9 protein-coding genes are annotated in these 12649 nt (G+C 63.0%); 4 read left to right on the top strand and 5 right to left on the bottom strand.

What is annotated here, in order from left to right; genetic code table 11:
- The first annotated feature begins 1 nt into the window (after position 1).
- Positions 2–1111 (top strand): methionine ABC transporter ATP-binding protein, encoded by a 1110-nt coding sequence (locus OZ911_RS01190; protein ID WP_023048206.1) that lies wholly within the window; start codon positions 2–4, stop codon positions 1109–1111.
- Positions 1101–1745 (top strand): methionine ABC transporter permease, encoded by a 645-nt coding sequence (locus OZ911_RS01185; protein ID WP_023048205.1) that lies wholly within the window; start codon positions 1101–1103, stop codon positions 1743–1745. The genes OZ911_RS01190 and OZ911_RS01185 overlap by 11 nt, the downstream gene beginning before the upstream one ends.
- A gap of 28 nt (positions 1746–1773) precedes the next feature.
- Here the strand turns inward: OZ911_RS01185 and dibA are convergent, their stop codons facing one another.
- Positions 1774–3669: a phosphodiesterase DibA gene (dibA, locus tag OZ911_RS01180; RefSeq protein WP_016484380.1), complete on the bottom strand. Its 1896-nt coding sequence runs from the start codon at positions 3667–3669 to the stop codon at positions 1774–1776.
- 146 nt (positions 3670–3815) lie between these two features.
- On the opposite strand from dibA, the gene desA reads away from it, so the two are divergent.
- The gene (desA, locus tag OZ911_RS01175; protein WP_016484379.1) at positions 3816–5000 is read left to right on the top strand and encodes a delta-9 fatty acid desaturase DesA; all 1185 of its coding nucleotides are present in this window, start codon (positions 3816–3818) and stop codon (positions 4998–5000) included.
- Positions 5001–5099: 99 nt separating this feature from the next.
- The gene (locus tag OZ911_RS01170; RefSeq protein WP_023048204.1) at positions 5100–6128 is read left to right on the top strand and encodes a GGDEF domain-containing protein; all 1029 of its coding nucleotides are present in this window, start codon (positions 5100–5102) and stop codon (positions 6126–6128) included.
- 53 nt (positions 6129–6181) lie between these two features.
- Here the strand turns inward: OZ911_RS01170 and OZ911_RS01165 are convergent, their stop codons facing one another.
- From OZ911_RS01165 to OZ911_RS01150, 4 genes are all read right to left on the bottom strand, one after another.
- The gene (locus OZ911_RS01165) at positions 6182–7441 is read right to left on the bottom strand and encodes a response regulator (RefSeq protein ID WP_023048203.1); all 1260 of its coding nucleotides are present in this window, start codon (positions 7439–7441) and stop codon (positions 6182–6184) included.
- A 138-nt stretch (positions 7442–7579) separates the two neighbouring features.
- Positions 7580–8857 (bottom strand): 4-aminobutyrate--2-oxoglutarate transaminase, encoded by a 1278-nt coding sequence (gene gabT / locus OZ911_RS01160; RefSeq protein WP_016484376.1) that lies wholly within the window; start codon positions 8855–8857, stop codon positions 7580–7582.
- A gap of 182 nt (positions 8858–9039) precedes the next feature.
- Positions 9040–10482 carry an NADP-dependent succinate-semialdehyde dehydrogenase gene (gene gabD, locus OZ911_RS01155; protein ID WP_016484375.1) on the bottom strand — a complete coding sequence of 481 codons (1443 nt, stop codon included), beginning with the start codon at positions 10480–10482 and terminating at the stop codon, positions 9040–9042.
- Positions 10483–10970: 488 nt separating this feature from the next.
- Positions 10971–12647, bottom strand: a complete 1677-nt coding sequence (locus OZ911_RS01150; protein WP_023048202.1) for an aryl-sulfate sulfotransferase — start codon at positions 12645–12647, stop codon at positions 10971–10973.
- Between the last annotated feature and the right edge of the window lie 2 nt (positions 12648–12649).

Here is a 12649-nt window from a genome sequence, read left to right as displayed (position 1 = left end):
CATGCGCCAGGCCCACGCGCTCAGGGCGCCTGCACCACAACCATCGCCGCCACCGGTCAAGGAACAGGCCCTGCGCCCGGAGGTCAATGAAGCCCATGTACGCTTTATCGGCCTGGGCAAGACCTACCCTGGCCAGCCGCAACCGGCCTTGCAAGGCATCGACCTGAACATCCGCCATGGCGAGATCTTCGGCATCATCGGCCGCAGCGGTGCCGGCAAGTCTTCACTGCTGCGTACCATCAACCGCCTGGAGCAACCCAGCCAGGGCCGGGTGCTGATCGACCAGGTGGACATCGCGCCTTTCGATGAGGACCACCTGGTGGCGCTGCGCAGGCGCATCGGCATGATCTTCCAGCACTTCAACCTGATGTCGGCCAAGACCGTATGGCAAAACGTCGAACTGCCGTTGAAAGTGGCCGGCGTGGCCAAGGCCGAGCGCCAGCGCAAGGTGCGCGCTTTGCTTGAGCTGGTCGGTTTGCAGGAAAAGCACCACGTGTACCCGGCGCAGCTGTCTGGCGGGCAGAAACAGCGCGTCGGCATTGCCCGGGCGCTGGTACACGACCCCGAGATTTTGCTGTGCGACGAAGCTACCTCGGCGCTGGACCCGGAAACCACCGCTTCGATCCTTGAGTTGCTGCGCGACATCAACCGGCGGCTGGGCCTGACCATCGTGCTGATCACCCACGAAATGGCGGTAATCCGCGATATCTGCCACCGGGTGGTCGTGCTGGAGCGCGGCGAAGTGGTCGAGCAGGGCGAAGTCTGGCGGGTGTTCGGTGCCCCACGCCACGAGGTCACCCGAACCCTGCTAGCGCCGTTGCAGGCCAGGTTGCCTGCCGCACTGCAAGCCAGCTTGCGGGCCAGCCCGGTAAGCCGCGACAGCGCTGTAGTGCTGAAACTGACCCTGCTCGGTGAGCCCGAGCTGTCTGCTTTGTTCAACGATCTGGGCGGCCGCGTACGCCTGCTGCAGGGCGGCGTGGAAACCATCGGCGAGCATGCCTTGGGGCAACTGATCCTGTCGGTGCAACATTCGCCGCACGACACCCATCAACTGCTGGAACGTGCCCGCCGCTGGGCCGAGGACGTGGAGGTACTGGGCCATGTGGTTTGATCGCCTGCTGGACGGCTTGCTCGACACCTTGCTGATGGTCGGCGTGTCGTCGCTGATCGCCCTGCTGGTGGGGGTGCCCATGGCGGTGCTGCTGGTCACCAGCGACAAGGGCGGAATCTTCGAGGCACCGTTGCTGAACCGGGTGCTGGGCGCCTTCGTCAACCTGTTCCGCTCGATCCCGTTCCTGATCCTGATGGTCGCGCTGATCCCCTTCACCCGCCTGGTGGTAGGCACCACCTACGGGGTGTGGGCGGCGGTGGTGCCGCTGACCATTGCCGCCACGCCGTTTTTTGCGCGCATTGCCGAGGTCAGCCTGCGCGAAGTCGACCATGGTTTGGTGGAAGCTGCACAGGCCATGGGCTGTCGGCGTTGGCACATCGTCTGGCACGTGCTGTTGCCCGAGGCGCTGCCGGGCATCGTCGGGGGGTTCACCATTACCCTGGTGACCCTGATCAACTCCTCGGCCATGGCCGGTGCGATCGGTGCCGGGGGCTTGGGCGACATTGCCTACCGGTATGGCTACCAGCGCTTTGACAGCCAGATCATGCTGACCGTGATTGCCATGCTGGTGGCGTTGGTGGCGTTGATCCAGCTGGGTGGGGACCGCCTGGCGAAGGGCCTGAACAAGCGATAGAAGAGGGCCGCAAAGCGGGCCCTGGGTCTCAATCCCAGCGAAGATCCGCAGCCGGCACCGGCCGCCCGAACCAGTACCCCTGCCCCAGCTGACACTGCTCCAGCAGCAGGAAGCTGGCCTGCTCCGCCTGCTCGATGCCCTCGGCATGCACCTGCATGCCCATGCTGCGTGCCAGGGCAATGATTACCCGCACGATCGCGATGTCATCCTCATCCAGAGGCAACCCGGCAACGAAGCCCTGATCAATTTTCAGCTTCTGCACCGGCAAACGCTTGAGCCGCAGCAACGACGAATACCCGGTGCCAAAGTCGTCGATGGCTAGGGTCACGCCCAGCTCGCGCAAACGGTGCAACTGCTCCAGCGCCACTTCCGGGTCTTCCATCACGGCGCTCTCGGTGACTTCCAGCTCCAGCAGCGCCGGCGCCAGGCCGGTGTCGTGCAGCACTTCGGCAACCTGCTGGTACAGCTCGTGCTGGCCAAACAGCCGGCTGGAGATGTTAACCGCCACAAATGCCAACTGCCGGCCTTCGGCCTGCCACTGCACCATTTGCAGGCAGGCCTGGCGCAGCACCCAGGTGTCGATTTCGGCAATCAGCCCGGTGCGCTCGGCAATCGGGATGAACTCGCCCGGCGGCACAAGGCCGCGCTGGGGGTGCTGCCAGCGCACCAGTGTCTCGACCCCGACCTGCCGGCCTGTCGCCAGGTCATGTACCGGCTGGAAGTACACCCGCAGCTCATCCTGCTCCAGGGCCCGGCGTAGCTCACCGGCGGTCTCGACCCGCTGTTGGGCGTGAGCAGTCAGCTCTTCGGTGTACAGCGCATAGCAGGCCCTGCCGTTGCTTTTGGCCTTGTACAACGCCGCGTCGGCATTACGCAGCAACTGCTCGGCGCTCAGGGCGTCGCTGGGGAACAGGCTGATACCGACGCTGGCACTGATGAACAGGCGATTTTCCTCGAACAGGAACGGCTCGCGCATGCGTTCGATAATGCACTGCGCCAGCTTGCCCGCCTGGCCGACCTGCTGGCAGTTCTCGGCCAGCACACCGAACTCGTCGCCACCCAGGCGTGCCAGGGTCACGCCATTGCCCAGCACCTCGCCCAGGCGCTCGCCCACCAGCTTCAGCAACTGATCACCGATGGTGTGGCCCAGGCCGTCGTTGATACTCTGGAAATGGTCCAGGTCCAACAGCAGCAGGGCACAACCGCGCTTGTTGGCCTGAGCGGCCGCCAGGGCCTGCTCGACCCGGTCGGTGAACAGCAGGCGGTTGGGCAGGCCGGTGAGCGGATCGTGGTGGGCCAGGTAGGCCAGTTCCTGCTCCGAATGCTTGATCGCACTGATATCACTGAACACCGCCACGTAATGGCTCAGCTCACCGTCGTCATCGCGGATGGCGCAGATGGTCTGCCATTGCGGATAGATTTCGCCGCTTTTGCGCCGGTTCCAGATTTCGCCGCTCCACTCCCCCTGCTCGGCCAGGGTGGCAAAGATCTGCTGGTAGAACGCCTGGCCGTGGCGGCCCGATTTGAACTTGCTCGGGCGCTGGCCGATCACCTCATCCTGCTGGTAGCCGGTGATGCGCATGAAGGCACGATTGACGTGCACAATCAGGCCCTGGCGGTCGGTGACCAGCACACCTTCGAGGGTACTGTCGAACACTGCAGCAGCCATGCGCAGCCGCTCGCGGTCCTCGCAGCGCAAGCGCGCACCAATGCCGATGAAGTTCAGCAGCCGCACCCTCGAAACATAGATCAGCACGGCACTGAACAACACCCACAGCACCACATTGATCTGCCGCCCCACGGCCAGTGCCAGGGGATCGTCAGCCATGCCGTGCAGCATCACCTCGGCCAGCGCCAGCCAGAGGATCGAGAGCACCACATACAGCGCAGCCATGCGCAAGGCGTCGCGAACGGAAACAGACATGTCGGGTGGAAAAGCCCATCAAAAAGGAGTGGGCATTATAAAGGCTGAAACATGTCGTGACCTCCTATCTAAACGGTTGACTGGTTTTATTTCCCCGCCAAGGGATAATCAGCCCTTCCCCCCGCATTTCGAGGGTATTTACATCTATGTGGTATAACGGCCTGCTCGACTTGTCGGCCTGGCAACTGGTCGGCATCACTCTGCTGATGACCCACGTGACCATTGTCAGCGTCACGGTCTACCTGCATCGCTACTCCGCGCACCGGGCCCTGGAGCTCAATGGCGCGCTCAAGCATTTCTTCCGCTTCTGGCTGTGGCTGACCACGGCGCAGAACACCCGTGAATGGACCGCAGTCCACCGCAAGCATCACGCCAAGTGCGAAACCCCCGACGACCCGCACAGCCCGGTGTACAAGGGCCTGGGCACTGTGCTGCGCAAGGGTGCCGAGCTGTACCGTGAAGAGGCGCGCAACCCCGAAACCCTGCGCATCTATGGCAAAAACTGCCCGGATGACTGGATCGAGCGCAACCTCTACTCGCGCTACAAGCTGGGTGGGATCGCGCTGATGGCGGTGATCGACCTGCTGCTGTTCGGTACCGCCGGCATCACCATCTGGGCTGTACAGATGATGTGGATTCCATTCTGGGCCGCCGGTGTGGTCAACGGCCTGGGCCATGCCCTCGGCTATCGCAACTTCGAATGCCGCGATGCTGCCACCAACCTGGTGCCTTGGGGCATCGTCATCGGGGGCGAAGAGCTGCACAACAACCACCACACCTACCCCAACTCGGCCAAGCTGTCGGTCAAGCGTTGGGAGTTCGACATGGGCTGGGCGTGGATACGCCTGTTCTGCCTGCTGCGCCTGGCCAAGGTACAGCGCGTGGCGCCAATCGCCCACCGGGTGGCCGGCAAGGCAAGCCTGGACATGGACACCGCCATGGCCATCCTCAACAACCGCTTCCAGATCATGGCCCAGTACCGCAAGCTGGTGATCGGCCCGCTGGTCAAGCAGGAGCTGGCCCGGGTGGACGCTTCGGTGCGCCACCACTTCCGCCGCGCCAAGCGCCTGCTGTCGCGTGAAACCAGCTTGTTGGAAGACCGCCACCATGTGCGTATCGAGTCCATGCTTGCCCATAGCCAGGCGCTGAAGACCATTTACGAAAAGCGCCTGGCCCTGCAGCAGATCTGGGCGCGCACCAGCGCCAACGGCCACGACATGCTGGCTGCCATGAAGGACTGGATACACGAGGCCGAAACCAGCGGCATCCACGCCCTGCGCGACTTCGCAGCACAACTCAAGACCTACTCCCTGCGCCCGACCGGCGCCTGACCGCCGTTGATCGGCACGCCCCATTTCGGTGCGTGCCGTTCGGAACTTAGCCCCCTCGACTCCACTCAAATTTGGCACATCGCCCGCGTGGCGGGCCGGATGCTGGCCGCACGCTTTTACGTCGAGACCCGCTTCGTGCACATGGCCAAGAATATTCCAACGACATTGCCCGGCACCCCGCCTCCCGAAGCCGCCAAGACTTTACTTGCGCTCCTGCACGCCCAAGGCGAGGTAGCCCGCCTGAGCGAGCGCGAGCAGCTGTTCAGTTCGTTGCTGGACAGCGTCAACGCGGTGCTCTGGGCATTTGACTGGGAAACCCGTCAGGTGCTGTACGTAAGCCCCGCATACGAACGCATCTTCGGCCGCCCGGTCAGCCTGTTGCTGGCCGATTACAACGAATGGCGTGACAGTATCTACCCTGACGACCTCGAGTTCGCCGAGCGCAGCCTGGCCCAAGTGCTGCTCAAGGGCGCTGTGGAAGACCGCGAGTACCGCATCCTGAATGCCGACGGGCAACTGCGCTGGCTGAGCGACAAGTGCTATATCAACCAGCAACACGTGGGCGACCGGGTAATCATTGTCGGTATCGCCGAAGACATCACCGAGAAGAAGCAGCTTGAAGGCGAACTGCAGCGCCTGGCCACCACTGACGTGCTGACCCAGAGCAGCAACCGCAGGCACTTCTTCGAATGCGCCCAGCAGGCCTTCGACAGCGCCCGAGAAGACGGTACACCGCTGGCCTTCCTGCTGCTGGACATCGACGACTTCAAACGCATCAACGACAGCTACGGCCACCAGGAAGGTGACCAGGTACTGCAACACATCGCCGACAGCGGCAAGGCCGTGCTACGCCGTGGCGACCTGTTCGGGCGCATTGGCGGCGAGGAGTTTGCGGCCGTGTTCCCCGGTTGCAATACGCAGGTGGCCGAGCAGATTGCCGAACGCTTGCAGCGGCAGATCCAGCGGTTGAGTTTCATCCACGGTGAGCAGACGTACGGGGTGACGGTGAGCCAGGGGCTGACCGGGCTGACCGAAGAAGATGTGGCACTGGACAGCCTGTATGCCCGGGCCGATGCGGCGATGTACCAAGCCAAGCGGCAAGGCAAGAACCAGATCGTCCGCGGCTGACCCATCCTGCGCAGGTAATGGTATGACTGGGGCTGCAAAGCGGCCCCAACATCTCAGCTGGGCGCTTCAGCCTCCGCCACAGGCGGCTCTTCCTGGGGCTTCACCTCCGGGTTATCCACCTTGCGCAGCCGGTTCAGCTCCGGCAGGCCCATCTTCAGCAAGCGCGCGGTCTTGCCACTGGCCACTTTCTCCAGCCCCTGCTCGGCCGGCAGCCGCGACAACTGCCCCGCCAGGTTCATGGCCAGGATCTCCCGCGAATACACGCCGCCGCCCAACTGGTAGATCGCCGCGATCAATTCGCGCAAGGCCAGCGGCAAACGCCAGCGTGTCCGCAGCGCCGAGCCGAACGCTGCTCCGAACTCATCCAGCGATTGCTGCACGTTATGTTCGTCTAGCTCGCCCCCGGCCAACCGCCACTCTTGCAGGCAGCGCAACACGGCCAGGTCGCCCAGGCAATGCAGCAACCCCGCGCAATAGCAGCGCCCTTCGTCCAGCTCGAGCATGCGCGCCAATGTACGGCCATATTCGGCCGTATGCAGTGAAAGCTGCCAATACCCGGCCGCGTGCTGCGCCAGCAACGGGTCGCTGAGCCGTGCACTGCGCTTGAGGGTCATGCCCAGAATCAGATTCATGCTCTGGGTGCTGCCAAGCTTGTTCAGGGCCTGCAGCAAGGTTTGCACCGGCGCTTCACGGTGCAACGCAGCGCTGTTGGCAGCCGCGATAAGGACGGCGGTAACCTGAGGGTCGTTACGCACTTCCTCTTCGAGCACCTTCAGGTTCAGGCCCTGAGGGTTGAGCGCCCGCTTGATCGCCACCTGCACGTCGGCCAACAGCGGCCCGCCATCGGCGGTAGCACGGCGCTGCTCAAGGTAGGTGGGCAGGCTGGCACCTGCCTGCAACGCCGGCACCGGGCAGGCGATTTCTTCGCCAACGGCCAGCAGCAGCTCTTCCAGGCGCTTGCGCAGGTTGTCCAGGTTCAGGGGTTTGCTCAGGTAGGCAGTGGGGTGCAGGGGCAACACCTCGCGCACACTGGCGCTGTCGCTGCGGTTGCTCATGAGGATGAACGGCAAGCCCGGCCCTTTGGCGCGCACCTTGCGCAACAGGTCCAGGCCATCGACACCGGCCAGCTCGCGGGCGGCGATAATCAGGTCTGGCTTGCTGGACAGCGCGCTGAGTGCCTGCGCCCCATCGGCGCACACCTGCAGGCGGGCATCGCAGCGCACACTGAGCAGCATCTCGCTGAGCATGTCACGCACCCACGGGTCGCCTTCCACAATCAGTACGCTGGGTGGGGTGGGGTCTGCAGCGTTCATCGCCAACTACTCCTGAATAGCCTGACACACGTTCCGTCGCAGCTTCCAAAGCCAGTCCTCCGACAACCATAGCGCCACATGGCTTTTCAGGGCACAAAAAAAACCCGCCGAAGCGGGTTTTTTCAGAAGCGCGTCACATCAAGCGAGTTCAGCGAAGCACTCTTCGATGATGGCCAGGCCTTTGTCCAGCAGTGCGTCTTCGGCAGTCAGCGGTACCAGGATACGCAGAACGTTGCCGTAGGTGCCGCAGGACAGCAGGATCAGACCCTTGTCGCGTGCCTTGGCAACAACCTGGCCAACAGCAGCAGCGTTCGGGGTGTGAGTGCCTTTCTCGAAGACTTCAACAGCAATCATCGAGCCCAGACCACGGACGTCGCCGATGATCGGGTGCTTCTTCTGGATTTCGCGCAGGCCAGCGGTCAGGCGCTCACCTACAGCCTTGCTGCGGTCCAGCAGTTTTTCTTCTTCGAACACTTCGATCACGGCCAGGGCCGCGGCGCAAGCGATCGGCGAACCGGCGTAAGTGCCGCCCAGGCCGCCCGGGGCGATGGCGTCCATGTACTCGGCCTTACCGCACACACCGGCCAGCGGGAAGCCGCCAGCGATGGATTTGGCGAAGGTGGTCAGGTCAGGCGCAACGCCCATCTGTTCCATGGCGAAGAAGGTACCGGTACGGCCAGCACCCGTCTGAACTTCGTCGGCGATCAGCAGGATGCCGTGCTGGTCGCACAGCGCGCGCAGGCGCTTCATCAGCTCTTTCGGCGCTGGCAGGAAGCCGCCTTCGCCTTGTACCGGCTCGAGGATGATCGCGGCGATGTCACGCGGCTCGGCGTCGTTCTTGAAGATGCGCTCGACCGAAGCAATGGCGTCGTCAACGCTGATACCGTGCAGTTCGCTCGGGAACAGGGCGCGGAAGATGCCGCCTGGCATCAGGCCCATGCCAGCGGAGTACGGCACGACCTTGCCGGTCAGGCCCAGCGTCATCATGGTACGGCCGTGGTAGCCGCCGGTGAAGGCGATGACGCCAGCACGGCCAGTGGCAGCACGGGCGATCTTGACGGCGTTTTCAACGGCTTCGGAGCCGGTGGTGACCAGCAGGGTCTTCTTGTCGAAGTCGCCTGGGACCAGCTTGTTGATCTTTTCGCACAGCTCTACGTAGGGTTCGTAGGCCAGCACCTGGAAGCAGGTGTGGCTGACTTTGGTCAGCTGCTCTTGCACGGCTGCAACCACTTTCGGGTGCAGGTGGCCGGTGTTCAGTACTGCGATGCCGCCGGCGAAGTCGATCAGTTCGCGGCCTTCAACGTCGATCACGGTCGAGTTCTTCGCGGTGTCGACGAAGATCGGGTGGATCTGGCCAACGCCACGTGGGACGGCAGCTACACGACGTTGCATCAAGGATTCGTTGGTCTTGCTCATAATGCCCTCATTGCGCCGACAGGAATGGCGCTTTTATTCGGGGGTGGCTGGGAGTGCTCGCGCACAGTATTCGTTGATCGACTGCCGTAAACGCCCTGGCCACCAGGTACTGCGATGTAAAAAAGGCCAGCGAGACGTCGCTCTCGCGCCCCGCTGGCAGAGGTAAAGCCTTTACCGTGCTATCAGACGCTGATGCACAGGTATTTGATTTCGAGGTAGTCCTCGATACCGTATTTGGAACCTTCGCGGCCCAGGCCCGAAGCCTTGATGCCACCAAACGGTGCCACTTCGTTGGAGATCAGGCCGGTGTTGATACCCACCATGCCGTATTCCAGGGCTTCGGCAACACGGAACACACGGCTCATGTCGCGGGCATAGAAGTACGAAGCCAGGCCGAACTCGGTGTCGTTGGACATGGCGATGACTTCGGCTTCGTCTTTGAAGCGGAACAGCGGCGCCAGTGGGCCGAAGGTCTCTTCCTTGGCGACAGCGGCGGTTTTAGGCACGTCGACCAGGATGGTCGGCTCGAAGAAGTTGCCTTCGATCAGCTTGCCACCGGACAGCACCTTGGCGCCTTTGGAGACGGCGTCTTCGATGTGTTCCTGAACCTTGGCGACAGCTTTACCGTCGATCAGCGGGCCCGTGGTGGTGCCGTCTTCCAGGCCGTTACCGATCTTCAGCTTGGCAACTGCAGCGGCCAGCTTCTGGGCGAACGCGTCATAAACGCCGTCCTGCACGTAGATACGGTTGGCGCAGACGCAGGTCTGGCCGTTGTTGCGGTACTTGGAGATGATCGCGCCTTCAACCGCCTTGTCCAGGTCGGCATCGTCGAACACGATGAAGGGGGCGTTACCACCCAGCTCCAGGGAAACCTTCTTGATGTCCTTGGCGCACTCTTGCATCAGCTGGCGACCGATTTCGGTCGAGCCGGTGAAGGACAGCTTGCGTACCAGGGAGTTGCCGGTCAGTTCGCCGCCAACTTCGCCAGCGCTGCCGGTCACGACGCTCAGCACGCCAGCCGGGATACCGGCACGGTGGGCCAGCTCGACCAGGGCCAGGGCGGAGTAAGGGGTTTGCGAAGCAGGCTTGAGCACCATGGTGCAGCCAGCGGCCAGGGCCGGGCCGGCTTTACGGGTGATCATGGCGGCCGGGAAGTTCCACGGGGTGATGGCCGCGGTAACACCGATTGGCTGCTTGATGACGATCAGGCGCTTGTCTGGCTGGTGGCCCGGGATGGTGTCACCGTAGACGCGCTTGGCCTCTTCGGCGAACCACTCGATGAACGAGGCGGCGTAGGCGATTTCGCCCTTGGCTTCGGCCAGTGGCTTACCTTGTTCGGTGGTCATCAGGCGAGCCAGGTCGTCCTGGTTCTCGATCATCAGTTCGAACCAGCGACGCAGCTTGGCCGAACGCTCTTTGGCGGTCAGTGCACGCCAGGCCGGCAGGGCCTTGTCGGCAGCTTCGATGGCACGGCGGGTTTCCGCGGTACCCATCTTCGGCACGGTGCCGATGACTTCACCGGTGGCCGGGTTGGTCACCTTGATGGTCTGGCCATTGTCCGCATCCAGCCACTCACCATTGATGTAGGCTTGCTGGCGGAACAACTGAGCGTCTTTGAGCTGCATGTCGGCTTCCCGAATTGTTGATTGTTGAAAAGCGCCCAAGGCAGGGCATCGAGCGTTTGAAATCTCAAACGAATGCTAAGCGGCTGCTGGGGTGTTGGACAATAGGCTGTTCGAAAAAAAGAACGAATGGTTGAACAGTCCGTCCGGAAATCCCGCCTCAGGTTAGACGATCGAGCGGTGGGAAATGTAAAAGTTTGGCGCTTGCCATAACAGCTTTTGCGCCTGTGAGACCGAGCGCCGCCCGCGCGGCGCATCGCGAGCTGCGCTCGCTCCTACGTTTGTTTCGGGCCAATGTTTCCTGTGGGATTTGCGCGCGTACGCTTTGGCGCATGGCGTGATATCGCGTCCTACACACAAGGCGTTCGCGCTCGCAGGCGCAGGTGTTATTGGCCCGAAACAGACGTAGGAGCGAGCACAGCTCGCGATGCGCCGCGCGGGCGGCGCTCGATGTACGCATCAACACAAAATTTGCGTCAGGCCTACCAAGCTCAAAATGCCTTGGCCAGGTCGATCACCAGAGCCCGGTAGCCAACACTGCCCGGCTGCCGGCTATGCACCTTCAACTCCACCAGCACCTCCTGGGTCCCGCGCCGTACTTCGTTGAGCACGGTGGTGGTCAGTTTCTCGGGGGTCAGGAAGTTCACCGAAGCCGAATAGATGAACTGGGTGTCGGTCTCTGGCCGGTAAGCCACCACCGAGGTCACCGGGCTGTACCACTCGTCGCCACGCTCCTTGCCGTACTCCCACACCTGCTCGACCGTGCCCTTGGCCTCGTCGATACGGTACTCCACCGCCCGGCTGTAGTTGCCGGCAAGCCTGGTTGGCGCAAAGTCGCGCCCCCAGCCGTTATCGAACACCGTCAGCGTGCCTTTGCCGGTCAGCCAGGCGGTGTGCTGGGTCCACGACCAGTCGAAGCTTGCGCTCGCAACCGGCGTCAGCACTTTATCGCGCAGGCGCTCAGGCCAGCCTTGGGGCGAGGCCAGAATCCACTTCACCTGCTTGTCGCGACCAATCTTCACCACGCCCTGATGCCGTGCTGAAACGATGATGCTGTCGTCATCGGCGTCGTAATCGATGGCATTGACGTGTGCCCAGTTGCGCCCGGTACCCACCCCCGGGGTGTCGCCGAAGGGCAAGTCGCCCTCGGCCAGTTCATTCGCCAGACGCTCGTCTTGCTTCTGCACCCCTTCCGGCAACTGGATAGCCGCTTTACCCAACGTTTCCAGCAGGTCGCCACGGTAGGGGTCGAGGATCTGGTTGAGGTCCCAGAAGTCCAGTACGTCCCCGGCCTCACTGACCTCGATGATGTGGTCGCGAATCGAACGTAAACGTTTGCCGTCGGGGCGCCGGTAGTCGCTGGTGCCCACCCGCAGCAGGTAGGTGCCGTTGGCGGTTTCGCGGATTTCGTGGGAGAAGTCGGCGAACTTGTCGGGCAGGCTGCGCTGCCAGATGCGCCGACCCAGCAGGTCGTACTTGGAGTAGGTCTGGCCCTGGCCCCAGATGAGCTTGCCGTCGCGGGTCTGCTGGAAGCCCATGGTGCCGCCCAAGCCATCGCGACGGTTGGAGTCGTGGATCTGTTCGATATCCAGGTACCAGCGCACATCGCCATTGCTGTCGGCAATCCAGTTGTTGCCCACCTGGTCCCATTCCGCTGCGCCACCCAGGGCATTCCACTTGAAGGCGCGGCCGCCCGGGATGTCACCCTGCAGGTGGTTGAACAGGTACAGGCGCTTTTCAAAGCCTGGCGCTACCTTGACCGGCTGCACTTCCGGCAACGCGGCGGTCTGCCTGGCCACCACCGGCAGGCGCACGGCCGGGGCGTAGATCTGGTACTGCTCGCGAATGCGCTCGCCGTCGAGCTTGTAGGTCACCTCGACCTGGTTGACGTAGTCCGGGTACAGCCCGAATACCGGGATGCCGCCGTAGGTCCACAACGAACGGTCAGACACGTCATAGACAATGTCCACACCGCGCTCGCCACGCCCCAGTACACGCACATGCGCATCACTCAGGCTGCGCCCGCCGTCGCGGATGATCGCGGTCAGCGGCGCCAGGCGGTACGGGTTCACAACCACATCGCCGAGCAGCGCCTCGTCACGCTCGGGAACCTTGGCGGTCAGGCAGGCGCCTTCAGGCAGTGCAGGGGTTTCGGTCTTGGCATTCATGG

Origin of the sequence: Pseudomonas fortuita, from assembly GCF_026898135.2 — a bacterium.
Taxonomy (GTDB): domain Bacteria; phylum Pseudomonadota; class Gammaproteobacteria; order Pseudomonadales; family Pseudomonadaceae; genus Aquipseudomonas; species Aquipseudomonas fortuita.
The sequence above is the reverse complement of the archived record's forward strand: the minus strand, read 5'-3'. Positions and strand labels throughout refer to the sequence as shown.